This window comes from Amedibacterium intestinale (assembly GCF_010537335.1).
Lineage (GTDB): Bacteria > Bacillota_I > Bacilli_A > Erysipelotrichales > Erysipelotrichaceae > Amedibacterium > Amedibacterium intestinale.
On sequence record NZ_AP019711.1, the window covers coordinates 929,528 to 950,357 of the forward strand.

Genomic DNA, 20,830 nt, shown 5'->3' on the forward strand with positions numbered 1-20,830 from the left:
CTGTTAATACATTTTGAACAGACAAGTTTGTAGCCTCCTATCTTTTTCAAATTTTCTTACTACTTTAAAAATTACGTCAATATTTAGAAGTTTTATATTCATTGATTTTGATTCATGCATAAAACCCCATATAAAAAGCAATATATACTTCTTTTACTTACTTAAGAATTCCTGAAATTCTTCTTGAAATTCCTGTAGTTCTTCTTTTGAAAGATGGTGAATATAATCCTCTTTTTTCCAGTTATCCATATATCCAGATAAGATTTTATCTGGACATTCATAACCTAGTTTTCTTGCTACATGAACTGCAAAATCATTAAAAGCACTTCCCTGTGCAGTAATGATATTTCCAGCTTCTACTACTGGGGCTGCCTCAAAATTATCTTCTTCAATAAAAGAAAATTGATCTCGCATTTCAACAAATAAAGAATCTGTATACTTCTTTTCTTTTAATAAACCAGCTTGTGCTAAAAACATTGGACCTGAACAAATTGCCCCAATGATAAAGTCCTTAATACCAGAAAAACGTTCTAAAAAGGATTTTAACTTCTTATTTTGAATTGCCTGACGAGTATCACTGCATCCTGGCAAAATCAAACAGTCGTAATCTTCTACTTGAAATTCTTCACATGTCTTTTGCGGATAAACAAAAATTCCTTCTTCACTCATAACTGCCTCTTTTTCTGTATACACTACCTCACTCATCGTGTCATAGTACCAGCGAAAAAGCCACATTAAATTACTAACCTCTTGTAAACTGAAATTTGGATATACCAGCAAAGCTATTCTTTTTTTCACTATCCATCCCTCCTTTAACTTCCTTCTTTACCATCATTATACGCTTTTCATTTTATCTAAGAAATAGATGAAGACGAAAAACGCCTTGCTAACCTTCAACAAGACGTTTTTTTAATTTCTCTAACACCTTTTTCTCCATTCTTGATACCTGCACCTGTGATACATGCAGTTTCTCTGCAATATATTCTTGTTTCATTCCTAAATCATAGCGATAATGCAGCAGTAGTTTTTCTCGTTCACTAAGCTGTGTGATTTCACTTTTTAAAGCCAGTTTCATAACAACATCTTCCTGCTTGTTTGTTGAGATACGATCTTCCAGTAGAATAGGAGAACCATCATTTTCATATATCGTTTCATCTAATGAATATAAATATTGATTTGCTTCAAAGGCAAGTATTACTTCTTCTACATCTTTTTCCAATGCATCTGCAATCTCCTTATATGTTGGCTCTCTTAAAAGTTTTTGTACAAGCTGTTCTTTAGCCTTCATCATTTGAAGATAGCCTTCTTTTAGAGAACGTGATATTCGCATGCTTCCATCATCTCGAAAGTATCGCTTAATTTCTCCCATGATAATCGGTACTGCATAAGTAGAAAACTGTACCTGATAAGAAGTATCAAAATTATTCAAAGCTTTCATAAGACCTACACAGCCAATTTGAAACAAATCATCCTGCATATTTCTTTGGTAAGAAAATCGTTTGATTATGGAATATACCAGCGGTGTGTTTTGTTTTACAAATAAACTTTTTGCTTCTTCATCCCCTGCTTTGCTTCGTTTGATTAATTCATCATTGGTTAGCTTCTGTTCCATGATGAAGATGTTTCACAATCGTTACCGTAGTTCCCTTTCCCTTTTCACTTATTACATGAAAATCATCTGCAAATGTCTGCATGATGGTCATTCCCATACCACTTCTTTCTAAATGCTGCTTGCTTGTATATAAAGGCTGCATCGCAAGCTGTATGTCATCAATTCCACATCCCTCATCTTCAATAATCATATGAATATCCGATTCATCATAGGCAATGGATACTCGAATTCTTCCATCTTCTCTTCCTTCATAACCATGTATCATAGCATTTACAACAGCTTCTGCCAGCAATGTCTTGATTTCCATAATTTCATCCATGTGCAAATTCAATGGAAGTAAAAAAGCTACAGCACTTGTTCTAAGAAAGGCTTCGTTTTCCAAACGGCTGACAAATTCTACACTCATCTCATTGTTCATAGTTTTACCTCATTTCTTTCATGCTGCATAATCTGAAAAATACCTGACATCTGAAATACTCGACTGTTTTCTGCCGATAGATTGCATAAAATCAGTTTGCTGTTCATTTTTTGTAATTGTTTAAAGCGAGCCAGGACAAATCCTATCCCTGTACTATCTACAAAGGTAACTTCTTCAAAGTCCAATTTTACGATTTTTGGCTTATATTCTTCTATAAGATCAATACATATCTGTTTTAGATTACAAACCGTAAGATTATCTAGATCCCCATAAAAATAAAAATATAGGGTTCCATCTTTATATTGATGTTTCATGCTTCATCCCTCCAGCGATATAGTAGCACAAAAAAAAGATGCCATGTGGATATACGACAAAGCATCTCTTTCTTCGACATAATTTTTTTTATAAATCGTCCTCTTTGTATAAATCTTCCCCATATTCTTCTAAATAGTTAGCTTCCTCATCAGCTCTAGAAGAAACCTTGCAGGATGCAAATAAAAACAGTGTTAAAAATCCAACAAGAAATAACAAGCTTATCCAAATAATGCCCATACAAACCATTCCTTTCTTTCATAGTTATCGTGTCTGCATCCACCTATTTTTATACTTCCAGTTTTTACTAGGCAAATATTTCATGAAATCCTCTCATAAAAATATCTATATAATCGAGTGCTTCTATATTTTTATCTGCATAAAGTTTTACATCCATTTGATAGCCATCATTCATTAGGATATGCATAATTCCTACTTCTTCTCCTTTTTTATAAGGTGCATTCTTTTTATTTAATACAATCTTTTTTTCTTTTACTTTCGTTGGTTTTCCTTTTTCATATACCGATATGACATCTTCTTTTGTAACTAAATACATAGAATCTGGCTTTCCATTTTCAACCTTGATTTGTTGAATGCGACTTCCTTTTTTATACAGGACTTTTTGTTCATATTGTAAAAAACCATAATCAAGCATTGTTTGTATTTCTGCATTTCTGACTTTACTATCTGGCTCTTTCATAACAACAGCAATTAAACGCAATCCATTTTTCTTTGCAGTTATCGTTATACATGATTTTGCTTCACTTGTATAACCTGATTTTAAGCCGTCAACACCGGGATAACTTTTCAATAGCTTATTTGTATTTACTAACCAAAATGGCTTTTCACTATTTTCACGAATATAAGCATCATAAGTAGAAGTAATATCGAGTAACTGCTGTCCCCCTTCTTTAATTAATGCTTGTCCTAAAACAGCCATATCTTTTGCACAACTATAGTGTTTTGGATCATGCAGTCCTGTAACATTTGTAAACTGTGTATTCTTCATACCAAGTTCTTTTGCTTTCTTATTCATCATTTCAACAAAATGCTCATTTGTACCTCCAATATGTTCACCCATTGCGCTCATTGCATCATTTGCAGAAGCAATGCATATGCTTTTTACCATATCTTTTACACTTAGTGTTTCATTTTCTTCTAAATATACCTGACTTCCCCCCATGCCAGCAGCAAAACTACTTGTAACAACTTGATCATCCCATTTTAATTTCCCGCTGTTAATATCTTCAAAAATAAGTAATAATCCCATCATTTTTGTCATACTTGCCGGATATAATTTCTCATTTTCATTTTTCGCATATAAAACCTTGCCGCTTGTATATTCCATTAAGTAAGCAGATTGTGCATGCTTAGCCAAATCTGGTACCCCTTGTTTTGGATTCTCTTCTCCTTTTATTTCCATACTAAAACCGATTAACAGCAAAAAAGACATACAAATCTTTATCATCTTCTGTATCATTCTTCTTTTCCTCTCTTCTTTATCGCTACATCGTATGCCAAATTAAAAAAAATATACCGATTCTATGTTCATCCAGCAACTCTGTTAGAGGATACATAAAAAAGTATGATACAATATAAAAGGCCAAAGGAGGAATGCCTTATATGGACAAAAATCTAAAACAAGAATTACTTGAAGAAATTGAAGAGTTTCAAGTACAGACAAATCGTTTTTTACAAAAAGAATTAAGTGTGAAGGAGTTTAAAGGATATAGTGGAGGATTTGGTAGCTATGCGCAGCGTGGAGCACAGAGTTTTATGCTTCGTCTTCGTATGAATCAGGGAGTCATCACAAAAGATCGATTAAAATTTATTTGTGATGTTTGTGAAGAACATCAGGTATCAAAATCACATTTTACAACTTGTCAAACCATACAGCTGCATGATTTAACAGGAAGTGAAATTCCATCTATTATGAAAGAAGCTTTAGACCATGATATTGTATGTCGTGGAGGAGGGGGAGATTTTCCTCGAAATGTAATGTGTTCTCCTTTAAGTGGTGTAGATCCAAAAGAAGCGTTTGATGTACGCCCTTATGCAGAAAAAACAGGAGAGTATTTATTAAGTATTATTAACAAATATACCCTTCCTAGAAAATTAAAAGTTGCTTTTTCAAATTCTGCAGAGAATGAAACACATGCTACATTCAGAGATTTAGGGTTTGTGGCGAATGAAGATCACACCTTTGATGTATATTGTGCCGGAGGACTTGGAAATAATCCTAAAATGGGTGTGAAAGTCGGAAATCATGTTCCTTGTAAAGATATCTTATATTATGTATCTACTATGGTTCTCATGTTTATGGAATTTGGAAATTATGAAAATCGTGCGAAAGCAAGAACTCGTTATATGCAGGAAACCTTAGGCAGTGAACAATTCGTTGAAGAGTTTAAAAAGAAAGTTGAACTTGCAAAACAGGGTCAAAGTCATGACTTGTATATAGAAGAGCCAGTTCTTACAAAAACAGGAGATGGTATTATAGAAGGAAAACGTATTTTTAAACAAAAACAAGATGGTTTATACGCTGTCTTCTATCATCCAATTTGCGGTATGATCACACCTGCGAAATTAAAAGAACTTTATACAGTTATGAAAGATATGGAAGATGTAGAAATACGTATCACACCTCAGCAAAGCTGTTATATCATCAACTTAACCGCAAGTGAGGCACAGAAAGTATTAGCAGTCACAGAAGATGGTGCACGCACTCAATTTGAATGCAGTGTTTCCTGCATTGGAGCTTCTACCTGCCAGGTAGGTCTTCGTGATTCTAATGGCATGCTGAAAACATTAATTTATTATCTTCGTGATAAAAATTATGCAGATAACGTGCTTCCTAAAATCTTTGTTTCTGGGTGTACAAGTTCTTGTGGAACAAACCAGATTGGAGAAATTGGTTTGCAGGGAACGATAAAAGTGATTGATAAAAAACCTCTTCCTGCTTATCAGGTAAGTCTGTATGGAAATGATAAACAAAACAATGAACGTTTTGGTGATATCATTGGCGTACTTCTAGAAGATGATGTATGTTTGTTCTTTGATGAAATCGCATCAAAAGTAAGTGAAAAACAAATGACTTACACAACATGGAAAGACGAATGTAAAGAAGAATTTGATACAATCTTAAATACATATATAAAACCTTTACGTTAAATAAAAAGGAATATACAAAAATAGTTAGGATATAGGTGATTCTCCTAGTTTACTTGGTGTAATGAGTCAATTCGGCTTCAAAAAGCTGCAAAGCTTTTTGGGGCTATTTTTGTTATACTATTATTGAAAGGAAAAATGAGCACAAAAAAAGTTATAGTACATAGGCCCCTTTCTGGAATTTGTTTACTCTACAACTTCAACTATTAGCTCTATTGAACTGCTATGATACATATTTACTATAAAGAGTTTGGTTTAGATAATCAAGAAGCTCCTTCTTCTCTACTTCTTACAATAATTTCAGCTGTCAAAATAAGTCATTGATTCGCGTTGTCAAATATCCGCTGTGCGGCAATCATGGAATGATTTTTTATGGTACTCATCACTTGATCATAAAAAATTTTTACCCAATAGTATTCTTATAGTGGATCACTATCATGTAGCTCAAGAATTACATCGAAGACTGGATTCAATTCGCTTAAGGATAATGAAGCCTTTACGATGTATAAACACCGGTAAAAGAATATATGAACAGGAAGAGAACTACTATATATTAAAGCACCACAATATCTTTTTGTTCAAACATTTTGAACGGGCAAGGACAAACGAAGGAAAGCGGTTGTTTGATGCGAATCTGAAACGTTCCTATAATAAAAAATTAAAAAAATACATGAATCCTTATGATTATGCCATGAAACTGATATCTATTCATCCGGATTTAGAAAAGGCTTGGAAGTTAAAGGATGAAATTGCAGGTTTTTATTGTTCGTGTACATTGAAAAATGCTCCTGAAGAAATAGAAAGAATCATACAAGACTTTTTACATAGTGAAATTGATGAACTTGTAAAATTCGGTTATACGATGATAAACTGGAAAAATGAAATCGTCCATTCATTTATCGTAAGTAGAGCAGAATACAGTATATCGAAGAAGACAGGAAAAGCAGCTGTCGAATCTAAAAGAATCAACAATGCGAAAATAGAAAAGGCGAACAGTACCATAAAAACGATGATAAAATCGGGAAATGGTTATACCAACTGGGAACGTTTTAGAAATCGTGTGATGTTGATCTTAGAAAAAGGCATCGAATTTGAAATTGACGAGAAGGATGGCCGAGTCAAAATGGTCGCAAAAAAAGAGCCTGAAAAGTGAGTCTACATTCCCAGACTCTTGCGAGCTTTCAACCATGTTGGGGTATATGCCGCCCCCTAACTTCTTAGAGATTCAATTCAGCAAACCCTATCTAATTTTGCAGAACCGAAAAAAGGCTGTACAGCCAAAGTGACAATCCTAAAATCACTTAACTGTTACAACCTCTAAATCAAGATAAAATTATAAAGTATTTAAATTATATTTTACTATCATAGGATATAATTTTGAAATCTTTTGGTTAACAGGCTGAAATAAAAGCATTAGTCTTGATCCTATTTGTTGATTTTTATATCATATGGGTCACCATCGTAGTAATTTGTCTCTAAGACATAGCCCTTACCAGATTTAGAAGGTGAAGTTTTAAATACAACATTTACATCTACTGTATCTGAATAAAATCCTGCTGCTGATCCTTTAACAGGAACAACGTATGTTGCAGTATTACCAGAAAACTTAGCAGACTTTTGTTTAGGTATAATTGTACATCCTGGATCTCCAATAAGTGTACAATTACAGTGACTTTCAGTAATATCTAAGGCAGATATTTTACTTGTTTTACCGCTAGAAGTACCATAAGTCATATTTGCATAGTAAATGTATACTTCATCATGGCACTATAAAAAGCTCCATTAATAGTTTTACTCATTTGTTTTGTAGTAGTTGCTGCGGAAACGAATATAATTGTCATGCAAATTGAAGTAAAAAACGCCATAATACGATATACCATTTTCTTCATTTTCATATGAGTTTCCCAAAAAAATTATTTATTTACATGGAATAGAGAATAAGAATTAAAATTATGAGTGCAACAATTATTGCAATTACTAATCTACCTTTATTATGTGACTGTGCAAATTGTTTTGAAATAGAGTACTTCTTTCCACTCTCTTCAAATTTCTTTACTTTTTCTTTATTGTTCATATTTTCACTTCCTTAAAGATAAAAATATAATCAAATTACGAACCAAAACGACTACTTAAATAACTCCGATGAAAATCATTTACAAATAGGATATTAAATGCTAATAATCAACAACTAGAACCATAGCGAACCATCTCCTTTCATTAATGGAATAATCAAATAGAAAATCAATTGGATTCTAGCTAAATAAATTAATCGTTAAACATCAAACTACCTAACTAAGAATAAGTAAACTACTAATATGGTGGTAGCCAAGTTAAAATTTCAGCTATTATAGGTATTTTTTTTCCGAACTTTTCACTTGATGCTTTTTGTTTACCAACCCATGCAATTTGATCTCTACTGTATCCTGCTTTTGTTAAATTTTCTATTTCCTCTTCCGTCAAATTCTCTTCTATGAGTTTCTCACGTTCTTCCTCTTCGAATAAGGGTTCTTCTTTGCCAGAGTTTTCTTTTTCTAATTTCTTCATTTTTTTACCTCATTGAACAATCATAACCATGTCCGTTTGGTCGTACAATACAAATTCTCCCATTAGAAGTTTTTATTGATTTCAGTTTTTGTTGTTCACTAACATAAGCATCGGTCATATCACTGTACGTGTTCCATGCATGCTTAATTTGATTGATTACTTCAGTTTTTAGAATTTTATTTGAAGTATATGTTACTAATCCACCTGCAGCCATCCAGCCTATTATTCTTGGAATACCACTCACATAAAGCCAAAGTACAACCGCCCCTATAGCTCTATTTTCCACATATAATTTCCCATCAATTACTTCAACATGCTTTCCCGCGTAAAGCGTGTTTTTTAATTCTTCTTGAGAAAATACATGATCAGCTTTCTTAAGTTGTTCTTTTTGATTTTCACTATAACTTTCTGTTGTTTCTACAATATATCCTTCTTGGCTATCTTTAGCATTAACAGAAACTATTGTATTTCCAGAAACTCCCACTAATAGACATAAAGAAATGATTAATGTAATTATTTTTTTCATATATATTCCTCCTCTTAATCTACATTAATGACTTTAGCGCTATCCTCAATTTGATTATACATCGATTATGTTTTTTTACAAGCGTTATTTTTATATATTTTATTATTTTTAATATCCGTTGTAAAATTATGAAATCCATAATGTAATGTTTGTCGAGGAGGAAATAAAATGTCATATGCTAAATTAACAAAACGTGAAAGTGAAATTATGGAAATACTATGGGACAATAATAATGCTATGTCTGCAAATGATATTATGATTAGTTCTAACAATATTAGTTTAGCCACCATTCAGCAATCATTACAGAAGTTATTAAAAATGAATTATGTATATGTTTCAGGTATTGGAAAGAATAAAAAAGCAATTACTAGATTATATCGCCCTTCAATTAGCGAAGCTGACTATATCTCTTCATTTATCACTCAATCAACTTCCTTGAAAATTGCTTCAAACTTCATAGAACAAACAGAAGATGATGAAATACTAGAAGAACTCAGTAAACTAATTGAAAAAAAGCGAAAAAGTAAATTAAAGGGATAAGAGCATGCGATTGTCTATATCTTCTATTGTAATTACCATTTGCATGTCTACTGTTTTAATTTTTTTCTTTAATTATATGATTTCAAACACCAACAAGTTTAAAATATTTAGAACAGATTTTTTATCTTTTTTAATCTTAATAATAATATTAAGGATTATATTTCCTTTTGAATTTCCGTTTACTATAACCATAGTGGCACAGAACTTAATGAACCCACTGTTCTCATTATTAAAAAAAGAGATTTTATTTGATGTTAATCTCTCTCAGATACTGTTTCTTATTTGGTTGATAGGCATCTTATATTTATCTGTTAAACTGAGCCATATTCATAGATGTTCAGCACAAATAGTTAAAAGAATTAAATTAAAATCATCCATCCACAATGCAAGTGAATTTATTAACACAACAATAGGTAAGAAATATACAGTAATGGTTTCAGATTTAGTTAAATCCCCTATGATATTTGGATTTAATAACATTATCTTTCTTCCTGATATCGTTTTATCAGAAAAAGAAATTAAAAATGTTCTTTATCACGAAATACAGCACATCAAGAATCATGATACATTTATTAAACTCATCATTAATGCATTAGTTGTAGTTTATTGGTGGTTCCCCCCTATATATTCTTTTAGAAGGAATATTAACTCTTTTTTGGAAGTAAGAGTAGATGATCAGGTAACAAGCAAAATGTCATCTGAGGAAAGGCTCGATTACGCAGCAACCTTAATCAGCATTCAAAAAAAGATAAAAAGTAAAGATAACAATTTCTCTACTTCGGTTTTTTTCATTAATGATTCTGATAATATCCTTTCTTTTAGAATAAATTATCTATTAGACGGAGCATTTCTTAAAAGAACGAACCCAATTTTTTTATTAATACTTTGCATTATTCCATTTATTTCGAATGGAATCATACTAGAACCAGCTTATTACAACTCTCATTTATTAAAGGATACTGTTAATTCTCAATCGTTAAATGACAAAGGATATATTGTACAGCATAAAGATGGTACTTATACTCTAATATATAATGGAGAAAGTGCTTATTTGGGAAAATCAATTCCTAAAGAACTTAGCGACATATCAATCATTAAAGAAAGTGAGGCAAAACCATGAAAAAAATTTTATTTGGTATTCTAGTTACGTTAACCTTTATTTCAACAGGTACAATCCAAGCGAAAGCGATAGAAAATAACAATCAGATTTCTACTTATAAAGATGTAAAAGAGTGGAGATACAAGATTATGAATGGACGTTTATATAAAAGATTATTTAACTTATCAAAAGAAAAATGGGAAACTGATTGGATTTTAGTACAATAAATTTAATGTCAAATAACACGCACCTTTGTCAAGCAATGTAACAAAAGGAATAATTATTTATATATTTTCTCTTCTTTATGTACTATAATTATCCTGTTCTTGGTTATTAACTTTGGACTAAATATATTTTCTCTACAAGAGAAAATTTCCCCCACCAAAAAGAGCTATCCCTGATTGCTCTTTTTTTATTGTGGCAATGTTGCAGGCAGCTGTATTTCCTGCCATGACCTTTAACGTCTATTACTCTTGCAGGATTTATAAATTTCACATCATTTAAGAATGATACCGTATCGTTTTCATATTTCCAACTTTTTTAAATCATAAAAGGTGCAATTTACCATTAGGATTATCTTCTGACATTGCCTGCATATAATTTTTCTTGTTGCCAGTCATTGGAACTACAAAAATTTTATCATTACACATTAAAAGAACTAAAAACCAAAATGCTGATATCCTATTTCCGCTGATAAGCTTTTCCATAATCTATGTAACATATATCTCCTACTCGTACTATTACACCAGTAGATGCATTGCTAGGCATATTTCTTATCTCTTGATAATTCTTTTCAGATATATATAGACTTGTTCATTATTTTTCATTTTCCAAGTCTACCCCCTGTAAATTTAAGTTAATAAATTCATAAAGCATCTCATCAAATTGTTTTTCCATAGTATACCTCCTAATTTCACACTTTTAACAGTTCATTCGTGAACGATTGTGTCAATCGCAGAGCGTTCATATTACCTTTGACATGCTATTAAACGAATGATAAGGTTTAATAAAAAATAGAAAAGTTAATTAAAATTAAAAAGCCTGAAAGTGAGTCTACACTCCCAAGCTCCTGTAAGCTTTCAACCATCTTGGGGTATATGCCACCCTATATCTTCTTGGAGATTCAATTTAGCAACCCCCATCTAATTTTATAGAACCAAAAAGGACTATCCGCTGTGTGTTATACACATAGAAGATAGTCTTTTATTTTCGAAAATCATAAATTTTTTGTTCACTGACAATCATGTCTAAAGGAAAGTCATGACTTTCTGTAATAAGCGTATCTACTTTCTGACATTCATAACCTACACCGATACGCAAAGCATGTGTATGCTTTAAGTAACGATCGTAGTATCCTTTTCCATAACCTAATCGATTTCCTTTTATATCAAACGCAACAAGAGGTACAATGATAACATCAAAATCGACTGGTTGTACAATATGTTCACTTAATGGTTCTAATACACCAAAGCTGCCTTTCTTCCAGTTTGTTGCGATATTTGTTTCATAGAAAGCTATTGTTTCCTCATCCAATGTTTTTGGATAGGCAACAACATCTGCATAGCAAGCTAATGCATCTACGATAACTTCATTGCGAATACTTTTGTATAAGCCAACAGTTCCATGAAGGTAACGAGTCAGTTTTTTACAGATGTTTTCACTATAGATTTCTACCTTTGCAGTTGATAATTGATTTCGAAGATATAACTTTTCTTTTCGTATTTCTTTCTTATCCATTATCCTATCGAGTCACTCATGTCCAGTTTCAATAATTGGTTTAACTCTACTGCGTATTCCATTGGAAGTTCTCTTGTAAATGGTTCTAAAAATCCCATAACGATCATTTCTGTTGCCTGTGAACGGGATAAACCTCTGCTCATCAAATAAAACAGCTGTTCCTCTGAAATATTAGAAACGGTTGCTTCATGTTCAATCTGACTTGTCATATTTTTACTTATATTTGTTGGAATTGTATCACTTCTAGATTGTTTGTCTAAAATCAATGTATCACATTCAACTTTGCTTTTTGAATACTCTGCATTTGGTCCATGATACACAAGTCCTCGATAGTTCACTTCCCCACCAGTTCTAGACACTGATTTTGAAATGATGTTGCTGTAGGTATGCTCAGCAAGATGAATCATCTTTGCGCCAGCATCCTGTACCTGATTACGAGAAGCTACCGCAATAGAAATACATGTTCCTTTCGCATATGGCTCTGCCAAAATACATGCTGGATATTTCATATTAACACCAGAACCTATATTTCCATCAATCCACTCCATACTCCCATTTTCAAATACTTTTGCACGTTTTGTAACAAGATTTACGATATTATCGCTCCAGTTTTGTACCGTAGAATAACGACATCTTGCATTTTTATGTACAAAAATTTCTACAACTGCCGCATGCAGAGAATCTTTTGAATAAGTAGGTGCTGTACACCCTTCTACATAATGTACATCTGCACCTTCATCTACAATGATCAAGGTTCTTTCAAATTGCCCGGAACGCTCTGTATTAATTCTAAAATAAGACTGCAAAGGTTTTTCCAGTTTTACTCCTTTTGGTACATAAATAAAACTTCCTCCACTCCATACACAGCTGTTTAATGCAGCAAATTTATTGTCACTGTATGGAACGATCGTACCAAAATACTTTTTAACTAAATTCGGGCATTTTTTCAATGCACTGTCTGTATCCAAGAAAATAACACCTTTCTCTTCTACTTCTTCCAGCATATTGTGATATACAGCTTCACTGTCATATTGAGTTGTAACACCTGCTAAAAAATCTCTTTCTGCTTCTGGAATTCCCAGTTTATCAAAAGTTTCTTTAATTGTTTCCGGTACATCATCCCAGCTTTTTTCGGTTTTATCACTTGGCTTTACATAATATGTATAATCATCAAAGTTAATATCATGTATATCTGGTCCCCAATTTTGGATTTCCATTTTTTCAAACTGTTCAAACGCTTTTAAACGATATTCCAGCATCCACTGTGGTTCTTTTTTTATACGAGAAATTTCCATTACTGTTTCTCTTGTCAAACCTTTTTCTGTTTTATAAAGACTTGTATCTTCATCGTGAAAACCGTATTTATAATCTTCCTGATTTAAAAAATCTTTATCCATTATTTTTCCTCGCTTTCTAAAAGCAATTCTTCCATGGCCTTCCAGCCAATCGTAGCACATTTAATACGATTGGCCTGTTTTCCTACATTATGAAAAGCAACTGCTTCTTCCAGCAACTCTTCATCGTATTCTTTCTGATCAATCATCTGATAATAGTTTTCAATAATATGTTTTGCTTCCTGTGTTGTCTTACCTTTCAACAGTTCACTCATTATCGAAGTTGAAGCCGTTGAAATCGTACAGGCAACTCCATCAAAGCGAATATCTTCTACTATACCATCTTCGATTTTTGCCTGCACATAAATATCATCAATACAGGACTCACTCGCCATGTGCTTTTTTTTGTAATCTTCCTTTTCTGTTAATTCATGATTTCTAGGATATTCATAATGATCCATAATAATCGAACGTAAAATCATTGGATCATCCATTAGTCTACTCATATTGTTCGCCTCCTAAAAAAATACATTCAGACAATTTTCCATATTTGCTTTTGAACAAACATCTACAAATGTATCGATTTCTTCCTTTGTAGTATAAAAATAGAAACTAGCACGAAGAGTTGCACTTGTCTGTAACTGTTTTACCAGCAGTTTCGCACAATGCTGCCCACTTCTTACCGCTATTCCATTGGAATTAAAGAATGTTGCGGCATCCTGCGCAAATACGCCTTTTACATTAAATGTAATAATACCACTGTCATTATCTGCGTTATAAATTTCGATATTATCCAGTTTCTTCATTTTTTCAATCGCATACGTATGAAGTTCTTTTTCGTAGGCATGGATATTTTCCATACCAATACTTGTCAAATACTGAATTGCCGCATGCAAACCAAAAATAGCTTCAATTGGCTGTGTACCACTTTCAAATTTATAAGGAGCATCTTTTAACTGGATATTTCCGCACATATCAAAGCGTGCATTGCTGTCGCCTCCAAGTCGTACAGGTATCATCTTATCTAAAAGTTCTTTTTTTCCATATAAAATTCCAATTCCTGTAGGCCCACACATCTTATGTGCAGAAAAAGAGAAGAAATCACAATCTAAATCTTTTACATCAATCGGCATATGTGGAACACTTTGCGCACCATCTACACTTACGATGGCTCCATAGGAATGTGCAATTTTACAAATTTCCTTAATAGGAACTTCATATCCTAAAACATTGGTAATCTGTGCCAAAGCAATCACTTTTACTTTATCACTCATCATAGATGAAAAAGACTCCATATCAATTCTTCCTTTTTCATCTAAAGGAATATACTGTAATACAGCACCTGTTGTCTTTGCTACACGCATCCATGGCAGCACACAGGATGCATGTTCTGCTTCACTTGTAAGAATAACATCATCTTTTTTTAAAAAAAGTTCTCCATAACCACTTGCCACAAGATTCAAAGAATCACTGGCTCCACTTGTATACACAATTTCATTTTCATCAGCATGAAGAAACTGTGCAACTGCTTTTCGTGTAGCACTGTATTCCTGATCTACAAAATAACTCAAATCATAATCCCCGCGATGTGCGTTTGCACTGTAGTTTTCATAATAGTTCACAACAGCATCGATCACACACTGAGGCTTTAAAGTTGTTGCTCCATTATCAAGATAAATCAACGGATGTCCCTGCATGGTTTTGCCACGTAACATTGGGAAATCCTTACGGATCGTTTCTACATTAAGCATGCAACCCCACCTTTTTCTCAATTTCGTTTTTTAATTTTTCTTTTATTTCTTCATTGTCAAACAATTCACTAATTGGAAGAAGATATCCTAATGTAAGCAAACCTAAAGCCTGTGAGCGACTTAGGCCTCTTGTTTGTAAATAATACAGCTGGTTTTCATCTGGCTGTCCCAAGGTTGTCGCATGACTGGCTTTTACTTCATTTTCATCAATTAGAAGAACAGGAAGAACCTCACTGTTATGTTTTTCACTCATTGTTAAAACACGTGTTGTCTGATGACTTGCACTGTCGTGTGCACCTTTTTCAATTTTCCCTGTTGCTTCCATACGATACGAAGCTTTGTCTTTTACAACTGCATAATTTTCCATAAGTCCTGTTGTATAAGGGCATTCATGAATGCATTGTATCGTGAAATCTTTCTTTTTATCTGCAATACATGCACTTTTAATCTGGGCAAAAGCCCCGCTTTCCAGTAAATAATACTTCGCTTTTACATTTGTGTTACCTTTATTTAATTCACAATAAGCAACAGTCAAAGAAGCATCTTTTTGTACTTCTGCCTGCTGTATAAGTTCCACATCTTCATCTCCATCATTTTTCATCATCAATGTTAAAGAAGCATCCTGCTCCAATGCAATATTGGAAGAAATGACATTATTCTTTCCATTGTATGAAACATACAAAGAAGCGTGAGTCCCTTTTTCTACATAAATATCCAAAGTTTTATCTTCCAATGTATATTCCATGAAACCATCATTTTTAATATTCAGCTTCATAGCTATACTCCTTTGTGGGAAGCACCACATTGTGATAAAAGTTCAACACGTTTCTTTTCTTCTTTTACAACATGTACCTGGTATTCTTTTTCAATCCAGTCATACCCTTGCGCATCGATCTTGTCAACCAGCTCACTTCCTCCACTCACAACAATTCTTCCATCAACCAAAACATGTGCATGGGTTGGTTTTAACAGCTGCATAAAACGTGCATAGTGAGATACAACAACAAGACCCATTGGCTTTTCTTCCTGCATTTTCAAGATTGCATTTGCTACAATTTTTAAAGCATCAACATCAAGACCTGAATCAATTTCATCCAGCATCGCAATGGATGGTTTCAACATTTTCATCTGTACGATTTCATTGCGTTTCTTTTCGCCGCCACTAAATCCTTCATTTAAGAAACGATGTGCCAGATCTTCCTTCATTTCCATTTCTTTGATTGTTTTTTCCATTTCTTTAATAAAGGAAAACAAAGGAATTGGACGTTCTCTTCTAGCGTTAATAGCAGCACGTAAAAAATCAGAATTTGTTACGCCACTGATTTCACTTGGATACTGCATTCCTAAAAAAAGACCAGCTTTGCTTCTTTCATCTACTTCCATAGCAAGCACATCTTTTCCATCTAATGTAATGCTTCCTTCACTTATATGGTATTTAGGGTTCCCCATGATGGCTGCCAGCAATGTACTTTTTCCATTCCCATTTGGTCCCATCAATGCATGGGTTTCTCCTTCATTTATTTCTAAAGTTAATCCTTTTAATATCTGTTTACCTTCTACATCAACATGCAGATTATCTATTTTTAAACAACTCATGTAATCATCCTTTCAAACAGTATTATAATACCAAATTTCCCTTTAATTCACAATTCAAACGATTGTAAATCTTTTAATCAGAATCAAATTTTCTATCTTCATTACCCATGTTTTCAAATTTTATGTGAAATTCAGTGAAACACTTATAAAAAATTGCATTTATACCTTAAATTGATTATAATGAGACAGTATGAAACTAGGAGGACATTATGATTGATATTATTAAAAAACAATGGTTTGTCATACTAATCGCTCTTATTTTCATAGGTTTTTCTGTTTTTTGTATTTATGATACAAACAAAGGAAAATTACCTGGAAAAAGCGTAGATGGCAAAGATGTAGTCGTTTCTTTAGAAAAGGAAAACATTACAGCTGATGAACTGTATGATGAAATGTACAAAACATATGGTGATTCTGTACTAATGAATCAATTCAATAATGCAGTGATTGATGAGGCTGTAAAAACAACAGATGAATTAAAAGAAACAGCAAAGCAAATTCGTACAAATGTTGAGACAAATGCACAAAACTATGCTTCAAGCTATCAAATGAGTTCTGAAGAATACATCACTACGATGCTTAATCAGCAAGGATATGAATACGAACAACTTGATGATTTCTGTCTGTTAGCGGCAAAAATGCAGAAAATGCAGAATGACTACATTGATAAGAATTTTGATTCTTTATTTGATGATTATTACAAAGAAAAACAACCTAGAACAGTTTCACACATCCTGATTAAAGTGGCTGATGTGAACAATCCTAGCGAAGAGGAACAAAAACAAATTGATGCGGTAAACAAAGAATTGAAAGAAGGAAAGTCTTTTGAGGAAGTCGCAAAAAAATACAGTGCTGATGGATCTGCAGAAAATGGTGGATCCTTAGGTTTGATGGATACAGACACACAGTATGTAGAAAGTTTCAAAAAAGCTGCACTAGGTTTAAAATCAAACGAAACCAGCGAATGGGTTAAAGAATCCAATGAAAATTATAGTGGATGGCACTTGATCAAAGCTGGTAAAACAACAAAAGAAGAAATTAAAGAAGAAATTAAAAAGAATAAAGATCTTAAAGATCAACTTTACTACAACATTGCAAATTACCACACCGATATTACAAATAAAATGATCAAAGAAGCAATGGAAAACTTAGATATCAAATACAGCAGTGACGATATCAAAAAAATGATTGATGAATCTTTAAACAGTGAAAATTAGGAGGCATGGAAATGAAAAAAATATATGGAATCTTATGTGCATGTGCCTTGTCTCTGACTCTGGCTGGTTGTAAAGATGCAACTGCTGGTGTATCTGACTCTAAGAAGGCATTAATTACTGTTGGCAATACAAACATTACAAAAGGTGATGTTTATAATGTTTTAAAAGGCAATAGCGGAGCTTCTACTGCATTAACTATGACTACAAATACCCTTTATGAATTAGAAGGTATAAAAGTAGATGATAACATGAAAAAACGTGCAGAAAAGGAATTTCAAGAATCTTTAAAATCTTCAGAACAAAAGGAAGAAGATTTTATAAAAAATTTAAAATCTTATGGTATTGAAAGTAAAGAAGACTACTTTGAACAATATTACTATCCAGAATATAAACAAGAAGCTTTAAACGAAAAATACGTTAATGATAAAAAGAAATCTGTATTTAATACGTATAATCCTGTAAAAGGGCGTGTACTAGAAGCTTCTTCTAAGGAAAAAGCAGAAAATGCTTTAAAGGCAGTTCAAAACGGAGAAAATTTTGAAAGTACTGCCAAAAAATATGGTGATACAACAACCTATAGCGGGAAAGAAGAAGTTTATATAACAGAAAGTTCTTTACCGCAAACCGTTTTTTCTCAAATGACAAATGTTTCAAAAAATGGTGTTATTTCAAAAGTAATTGAAGATACATCTTCTGGTAAGTATTATGTTGTACAGGTAACAGAAAAAGATACATCAAAATTTGAGGAAGATGCAATTAATACCATCTTAGAAACTTCAACTTCTCTTGACGATACTGCATTAACTTATTATCTAGAGAAACATAAGTTTACAATTTATGATATTGACGTATATAATGGTATTAAATCTACAAATGAATCTTATATCGTCCAAGACTAAAGAACCTTCGGGTTCTTTTTTTTATCTAAAAAAGCAAGCAGATTTTATTTTTCTGCCTGCTGCGCTGGTACATCTAAATAAGTTATTTCATATTGTTTTTTATATTTTTTATTTATATAGGATTCAAATGTTTTTTTATCTTCTAAAGCTGTATCTTTACTGTTTATAATTTTTTCACCATAAATATTTTCATCTCGTATTTCAAAAGAAGTATTAATTTCATTATATGTTATCATATAATAAATTTTATCTTTTTTTATTTGTTCACCCTCAGTAAAGCTAGCTTCAATAGAATAAACATCTAATATTTTATCTTTTTGTTCCTTATTTTTTGACTTCAAAAACACTCTGTATAAATATGTACTGTTATCAAGTTTGGGTTTTTCATCTCTATCAAAAACCGTAAAGTCTTCGTTCAAAATTGACTTCATATTTTTATCTAGATAATTTTTACTTTTCTCATGAAGTGTTTTATAAAAAGGATCATCTAATTCAGGCAGTTCATCTAGTCTTTGTGGTAAATCTGTAACTACGATTTCACGCTTACTCTCAATTGGTTTAATATGATAACGTTTTGCCAAATCCTCATCATAAGAAGCCTGTACAGTGATAATATCTCCATTTGAAAGGTTTTGATGGGGAGAAACATTATATGTAACAGAATCCATAAACTCCTGTATTCTTTGATTATAATTCAGCATTTCATTTCTTACCTTTACCTCACCACTACCTGATTCTCCACTATACTGTAAAAATGCATCCTTGGTAACATCAACTTCTACTGTGCGAAAAAAGAATATATAACAAGTCGCATATAATCCAGACAAAATTAATAACATACTGATTGCTGTTACAAATTTATTTTTTCTTGAATTCGCATTAGGCAAACGGAAATGTCCATTTTTCATAATAACATCATCCTTTCTAAAAAGAAAATTTCGTTATAAGCTAAAATTTATTTTGTATATATGAATGAACAGCTTCTGGCACCAAACCATTAATATCCTTCCCATATTTCAACAATTCTTTAATGACACTGCTGGAAACAAACCCATAGCGCTCATCTGTATATAGAAGTATCGTTTCAATACTTTGGTCTAAATGATGATTAACAGAAGCTATGTCTTTTTCATACTCAAAATCTTTAATACTTCTTACTCCCCTTATAATTACATTTGCACCAAGTGTTTTGGCTGCTTCAACCGTAAGTGTATCTGCACTCATAACAGAAACTTTTGATAAATGTGCACAGGCAGACTTAATCATATGAAGTCTTTCTTCCAAGTCAAACAATGCTCTTTTTTCAGAATTCTCCAATATGATAACAATTACCTCATCAAATATTTTACAAGCTCTTTCTATTACGTTCATATGTCCCATTGTAAGAGGATCAAAACTGCCTGGAAAAATCGCCTTTGTCATATTTTATCCCTTCTTTCTGTAATATGTAATTCTAGTAATACCATAAGTTACATCCTTTACTTTTTCTAAAGAACCAACAAGATCAGGAAACTCATCTTCTTTTAAACTTTCACAAACAACATCACCATATTCTTTTACCATATTGTTATCATCTAAAAACTCCAATATGCTTTTTATCTGTTGTTTCTTATAAGGAGGATCAAGATAAACCAAATCAAAACAACGTTTTTCTTCACAGGCTTTCTGCAATGCCTTCTTGTAATCCATTTTCCAAATTGTACACTGTGATTGAACATCTAAACTTGCAGCATTTTTTTTAATTGTAGAAATAGCTTTTCCATTTTGATCACATAGCAATGATGTATTCATACCTCTAGAGATTGCTTCAAATGAAACATTGCCACTGCCCCCAAACAAATCAAGCATATCTCCTCCATCAAAATATGGCCCAATCCTAGAAAAAATAGCTTCTTTTATTTTATCTGTAGTAGGACGTGTTGTATTCCCTTCTACCGCCTGAATCACTCTAGACCCAAACTTTCCAGCAACAATTCTCATATTTTTTCTCTCCTTTATGTATAAAACAAAAAACAGGGGGAATTATAAGAATGCAGCCAATGATGCGGCTGCACCCCCAATCTTTGTTTCTCCTCTT

The 20,830-nt window shown here is 32.5% G+C and carries 26 protein-coding genes; 7 read left to right on the forward strand and 19 right to left on the reverse strand.

The features are described from left to right. Nucleotides 1-153: 153 nt before the first annotated feature. The 6 genes from A9CBEGH2_RS04830 to A9CBEGH2_RS04855 form a co-directional block, all read right to left on the reverse strand. Complete coding sequence (locus A9CBEGH2_RS04830; protein WP_118361885.1) at nt 154-798, reverse strand: DJ-1/PfpI family protein; 645 nt, start codon at nt 796-798, stop codon at nt 154-156. 88 nt (nt 799-886) lie between these two features. After that, nucleotides 887-1,612 (reverse strand): SigB/SigF/SigG family RNA polymerase sigma factor, encoded by a 726-nt coding sequence (locus A9CBEGH2_RS04835; protein ID WP_115715050.1) that lies wholly within the window; start codon nt 1,610-1,612, stop codon nt 887-889. Then, a complete protein-coding gene (gene spoIIAB, locus A9CBEGH2_RS04840; RefSeq protein WP_115715051.1) occupies nt 1,590-2,030 on the reverse strand; it encodes an anti-sigma F factor in 441 nt (146 codons plus the stop codon). Before spoIIAB ends, A9CBEGH2_RS04835 begins: the two co-directional genes overlap by 23 nt. Beyond that, on the reverse strand, nt 2,027-2,344 hold the full coding sequence (locus A9CBEGH2_RS04845; protein ID WP_115715052.1) for an anti-sigma factor antagonist: 318 nt from the start codon (nt 2,342-2,344) through the stop codon (nt 2,027-2,029). The genes spoIIAB and A9CBEGH2_RS04845 overlap by 4 nt, the downstream gene beginning before the upstream one ends. A gap of 88 nt (nt 2,345-2,432) precedes the next feature. Next, the gene (locus A9CBEGH2_RS04850) at nt 2,433-2,582 is read right to left on the reverse strand and encodes a hypothetical protein (protein WP_157964932.1); all 150 of its coding nucleotides are present in this window, start codon (nt 2,580-2,582) and stop codon (nt 2,433-2,435) included. A gap of 67 nt (nt 2,583-2,649) precedes the next feature. Continuing rightward, the gene (locus A9CBEGH2_RS04855) at nt 2,650-3,822 is read right to left on the reverse strand and encodes a D-alanyl-D-alanine carboxypeptidase family protein (protein ID WP_232057314.1); all 1,173 of its coding nucleotides are present in this window, start codon (nt 3,820-3,822) and stop codon (nt 2,650-2,652) included. Between the two features lie 143 nt (nt 3,823-3,965). Here A9CBEGH2_RS04855 and A9CBEGH2_RS04860 point away from each other — a divergent pair, with 143 nt between their 5' ends. Continuing rightward, nucleotides 3,966-5,513, forward strand: a complete 1,548-nt coding sequence (locus tag A9CBEGH2_RS04860; protein WP_118361887.1) for a nitrite/sulfite reductase — start codon at nt 3,966-3,968, stop codon at nt 5,511-5,513. A 421-nt stretch (nt 5,514-5,934) separates the two neighbouring features. Next, complete coding sequence (locus tag A9CBEGH2_RS04865) at nt 5,935-6,663, forward strand: transposase (protein WP_157964933.1); 729 nt, start codon at nt 5,935-5,937, stop codon at nt 6,661-6,663. Between the two features lie 272 nt (nt 6,664-6,935). Here the strand turns inward: A9CBEGH2_RS04865 and A9CBEGH2_RS04870 are convergent, their stop codons facing one another. The 4 genes from A9CBEGH2_RS04870 to A9CBEGH2_RS04885 form a co-directional block, all read right to left on the reverse strand. Continuing rightward, nucleotides 6,936-7,244, reverse strand: a complete 309-nt coding sequence (locus tag A9CBEGH2_RS04870; protein ID WP_115715055.1) for a hypothetical protein — start codon at nt 7,242-7,244, stop codon at nt 6,936-6,938. 187 nt (nt 7,245-7,431) lie between these two features. After that, the gene (locus A9CBEGH2_RS04875) at nt 7,432-7,584 is read right to left on the reverse strand and encodes a hypothetical protein (RefSeq protein ID WP_157964934.1); all 153 of its coding nucleotides are present in this window, start codon (nt 7,582-7,584) and stop codon (nt 7,432-7,434) included. Between the two features lie 236 nt (nt 7,585-7,820). Further along, nucleotides 7,821-8,054, reverse strand: a complete 234-nt coding sequence (locus tag A9CBEGH2_RS04880; RefSeq protein WP_115715056.1) for a hypothetical protein — start codon at nt 8,052-8,054, stop codon at nt 7,821-7,823. A 4-nt stretch (nt 8,055-8,058) separates the two neighbouring features. Further along, entirely contained in the window at nt 8,059-8,580 is a 522-nt protein-coding gene (locus A9CBEGH2_RS04885; RefSeq protein ID WP_115715057.1) for a hypothetical protein, read from the reverse strand. Between the two features lie 168 nt (nt 8,581-8,748). Here A9CBEGH2_RS04885 and A9CBEGH2_RS04890 point away from each other — a divergent pair, with 168 nt between their 5' ends. Genes A9CBEGH2_RS04890 through A9CBEGH2_RS04900 form a run of 3 tightly spaced genes read left to right on the forward strand, consistent with a single transcriptional unit; the run spans nt 8,749 to nt 10,446 of the window. After that, the gene (locus A9CBEGH2_RS04890) at nt 8,749-9,120 is read left to right on the forward strand and encodes a BlaI/MecI/CopY family transcriptional regulator (protein WP_115715058.1); all 372 of its coding nucleotides are present in this window, start codon (nt 8,749-8,751) and stop codon (nt 9,118-9,120) included. Between the two features lie 4 nt (nt 9,121-9,124). After that, nucleotides 9,125-10,240, forward strand: a complete 1,116-nt coding sequence (locus tag A9CBEGH2_RS04895) for a M56 family metallopeptidase (protein ID WP_163104373.1) — start codon at nt 9,125-9,127, stop codon at nt 10,238-10,240. Further along, nucleotides 10,237-10,446: a hypothetical protein gene (locus tag A9CBEGH2_RS04900; protein WP_163051566.1), complete on the forward strand. Its 210-nt coding sequence runs from the start codon at nt 10,237-10,239 to the stop codon at nt 10,444-10,446. Before A9CBEGH2_RS04895 ends, A9CBEGH2_RS04900 begins: the two co-directional genes overlap by 4 nt. A 976-nt stretch (nt 10,447-11,422) precedes the next feature. Here the strand turns inward: A9CBEGH2_RS04900 and A9CBEGH2_RS04905 are convergent. The 6 genes from A9CBEGH2_RS04905 to sufC are packed head-to-tail and all read right to left on the reverse strand — an operon-like array spanning nt 11,423 to nt 16,637. Beyond that, nucleotides 11,423-11,956, reverse strand: coding sequence for a 5-formyltetrahydrofolate cyclo-ligase (locus A9CBEGH2_RS04905; protein WP_163051568.1), 534 nt, complete (start codon nt 11,954-11,956; stop codon nt 11,423-11,425). Continuing rightward, nucleotides 11,956-13,353 (reverse strand): Fe-S cluster assembly protein SufB, encoded by a 1,398-nt coding sequence (gene sufB, locus A9CBEGH2_RS04910; RefSeq protein WP_118277527.1) that lies wholly within the window; start codon nt 13,351-13,353, stop codon nt 11,956-11,958. The genes A9CBEGH2_RS04905 and sufB overlap by 1 nt, the downstream gene beginning before the upstream one ends. Next, complete coding sequence (gene sufU, locus A9CBEGH2_RS04915) at nt 13,353-13,796, reverse strand: Fe-S cluster assembly sulfur transfer protein SufU (protein WP_118277528.1); 444 nt, start codon at nt 13,794-13,796, stop codon at nt 13,353-13,355. Before sufU ends, sufB begins: the two co-directional genes overlap by 1 nt. Before the next feature lie 12 nt (nt 13,797-13,808). After that, nucleotides 13,809-15,041 (reverse strand): aminotransferase class V-fold PLP-dependent enzyme, encoded by a 1,233-nt coding sequence (locus tag A9CBEGH2_RS04920; protein ID WP_118277529.1) that lies wholly within the window; start codon nt 15,039-15,041, stop codon nt 13,809-13,811. After that, nucleotides 15,034-15,816, reverse strand: coding sequence for a SufB/SufD family protein (locus tag A9CBEGH2_RS04925; protein WP_115715065.1), 783 nt, complete (start codon nt 15,814-15,816; stop codon nt 15,034-15,036). Before A9CBEGH2_RS04925 ends, A9CBEGH2_RS04920 begins: the two co-directional genes overlap by 8 nt. Before the next feature lie 2 nt (nt 15,817-15,818). Then, entirely contained in the window at nt 15,819-16,637 is an 819-nt protein-coding gene (sufC, locus tag A9CBEGH2_RS04930) for a Fe-S cluster assembly ATPase SufC (protein WP_115715066.1), read from the reverse strand. Nucleotides 16,638-16,846: 209 nt separating this feature from the next. On the opposite strand from sufC, the gene A9CBEGH2_RS04935 reads away from it, so the two are divergent. Further along, nucleotides 16,847-17,854, forward strand: a complete 1,008-nt coding sequence (locus A9CBEGH2_RS04935; RefSeq protein ID WP_115715067.1) for a foldase protein PrsA — start codon at nt 16,847-16,849, stop codon at nt 17,852-17,854. Nucleotides 17,855-17,865: 11 nt separating this feature from the next. Beyond that, nucleotides 17,866-18,753 (forward strand): peptidylprolyl isomerase, encoded by an 888-nt coding sequence (locus tag A9CBEGH2_RS04940; protein WP_118362057.1) that lies wholly within the window; start codon nt 17,866-17,868, stop codon nt 18,751-18,753. Nucleotides 18,754-18,797: 44 nt separating this feature from the next. Here A9CBEGH2_RS04940 and A9CBEGH2_RS04945 read toward each other — a convergent pair whose 3' ends face one another. From A9CBEGH2_RS04945 to rsmD, 3 genes are read right to left on the reverse strand one after another with little or no spacing between them, the layout of a single operon-like run. Next, nucleotides 18,798-19,661 carry a hypothetical protein gene (locus tag A9CBEGH2_RS04945; RefSeq protein ID WP_118277533.1) on the reverse strand — a complete coding sequence of 288 codons (864 nt, stop codon included), beginning with the start codon at nt 19,659-19,661 and terminating at the stop codon, nt 18,798-18,800. A 40-nt stretch (nt 19,662-19,701) separates the two neighbouring features. Beyond that, nucleotides 19,702-20,175, reverse strand: coding sequence for a pantetheine-phosphate adenylyltransferase (gene coaD / locus A9CBEGH2_RS04950; RefSeq protein WP_118362056.1), 474 nt, complete (start codon nt 20,173-20,175; stop codon nt 19,702-19,704). Between the two features lie 3 nt (nt 20,176-20,178). Further along, nucleotides 20,179-20,733 (reverse strand): 16S rRNA (guanine(966)-N(2))-methyltransferase RsmD, encoded by a 555-nt coding sequence (rsmD, locus tag A9CBEGH2_RS04955; RefSeq protein WP_115715071.1) that lies wholly within the window; start codon nt 20,731-20,733, stop codon nt 20,179-20,181. Nucleotides 20,734-20,830: the final 97 nt, after the last annotated feature.

What these genes read in the sequence shown, in the direction of transcription:
- A9CBEGH2_RS04835 (WP_115715050.1), bottom strand. Translation starts at nt 1,612, where the DNA reads ATGGAACAGAAGCTAACCAATGATGAATTAATCAAACGAAGCAAAGCA.
- spoIIAB (WP_115715051.1), bottom strand. Translation starts at nt 2,030, where the DNA reads ATGAACAATGAGATGAGTGTAGAATTTGTCAGCCGTTTGGAAAACGAA.
- A9CBEGH2_RS04845 (WP_115715052.1), bottom strand. Translation starts at nt 2,344, where the DNA reads ATGAAACATCAATATAAAGATGGAACCCTATATTTTTATTTTTATGGG.
- A9CBEGH2_RS04850 (WP_157964932.1), bottom strand. Translation starts at nt 2,582, where the DNA reads ATGGGCATTATTTGGATAAGCTTGTTATTTCTTGTTGGATTTTTAACA.
- A9CBEGH2_RS04855 (WP_232057314.1), bottom strand. Translation starts at nt 3,822, where the DNA reads ATGATACAGAAGATGATAAAGATTTGTATGTCTTTTTTGCTGTTAATC.
- A9CBEGH2_RS04860 (WP_118361887.1), top strand. Translation starts at nt 3,966, where the DNA reads ATGGACAAAAATCTAAAACAAGAATTACTTGAAGAAATTGAAGAGTTT.
- A9CBEGH2_RS04870 (WP_115715055.1), bottom strand. Translation starts at nt 7,244, where the DNA reads ATGACTTATGGTACTTCTAGCGGTAAAACAAGTAAAATATCTGCCTTA.
- A9CBEGH2_RS04875 (WP_157964934.1), bottom strand. Translation starts at nt 7,584, where the DNA reads ATGAACAATAAAGAAAAAGTAAAGAAATTTGAAGAGAGTGGAAAGAAG.
- A9CBEGH2_RS04880 (WP_115715056.1), bottom strand. Translation starts at nt 8,054, where the DNA reads ATGAAGAAATTAGAAAAAGAAAACTCTGGCAAAGAAGAACCCTTATTC.
- A9CBEGH2_RS04885 (WP_115715057.1), bottom strand. Translation starts at nt 8,580, where the DNA reads ATGAAAAAAATAATTACATTAATCATTTCTTTATGTCTATTAGTGGGA.
- A9CBEGH2_RS04890 (WP_115715058.1), top strand. Translation starts at nt 8,749, where the DNA reads ATGTCATATGCTAAATTAACAAAACGTGAAAGTGAAATTATGGAAATA.
- A9CBEGH2_RS04895 (WP_163104373.1), top strand. Translation starts at nt 9,125, where the DNA reads ATGCGATTGTCTATATCTTCTATTGTAATTACCATTTGCATGTCTACT.
- A9CBEGH2_RS04900 (WP_163051566.1), top strand. Translation starts at nt 10,237, where the DNA reads ATGAAAAAAATTTTATTTGGTATTCTAGTTACGTTAACCTTTATTTCA.
- A9CBEGH2_RS04905 (WP_163051568.1), bottom strand. Translation starts at nt 11,956, where the DNA reads ATGGATAAGAAAGAAATACGAAAAGAAAAGTTATATCTTCGAAATCAA.
- sufB (WP_118277527.1), bottom strand. Translation starts at nt 13,353, where the DNA reads ATGGATAAAGATTTTTTAAATCAGGAAGATTATAAATACGGTTTTCAC.
- sufU (WP_118277528.1), bottom strand. Translation starts at nt 13,796, where the DNA reads ATGAGTAGACTAATGGATGATCCAATGATTTTACGTTCGATTATTATG.
- A9CBEGH2_RS04920 (WP_118277529.1), bottom strand. Translation starts at nt 15,041, where the DNA reads ATGCTTAATGTAGAAACGATCCGTAAGGATTTCCCAATGTTACGTGGC.
- A9CBEGH2_RS04925 (WP_115715065.1), bottom strand. Translation starts at nt 15,816, where the DNA reads ATGAAGCTGAATATTAAAAATGATGGTTTCATGGAATATACATTGGAA.
- sufC (WP_115715066.1), bottom strand. Translation starts at nt 16,637, where the DNA reads ATGAGTTGTTTAAAAATAGATAATCTGCATGTTGATGTAGAAGGTAAA.
- A9CBEGH2_RS04935 (WP_115715067.1), top strand. Translation starts at nt 16,847, where the DNA reads ATGATTGATATTATTAAAAAACAATGGTTTGTCATACTAATCGCTCTT.
- A9CBEGH2_RS04940 (WP_118362057.1), top strand. Translation starts at nt 17,866, where the DNA reads ATGAAAAAAATATATGGAATCTTATGTGCATGTGCCTTGTCTCTGACT.
- A9CBEGH2_RS04945 (WP_118277533.1), bottom strand. Translation starts at nt 19,661, where the DNA reads ATGAAAAATGGACATTTCCGTTTGCCTAATGCGAATTCAAGAAAAAAT.
- coaD (WP_118362056.1), bottom strand. Translation starts at nt 20,175, where the DNA reads ATGACAAAGGCGATTTTTCCAGGCAGTTTTGATCCTCTTACAATGGGA.
- rsmD (WP_115715071.1), bottom strand. Translation starts at nt 20,733, where the DNA reads ATGAGAATTGTTGCTGGAAAGTTTGGGTCTAGAGTGATTCAGGCGGTA.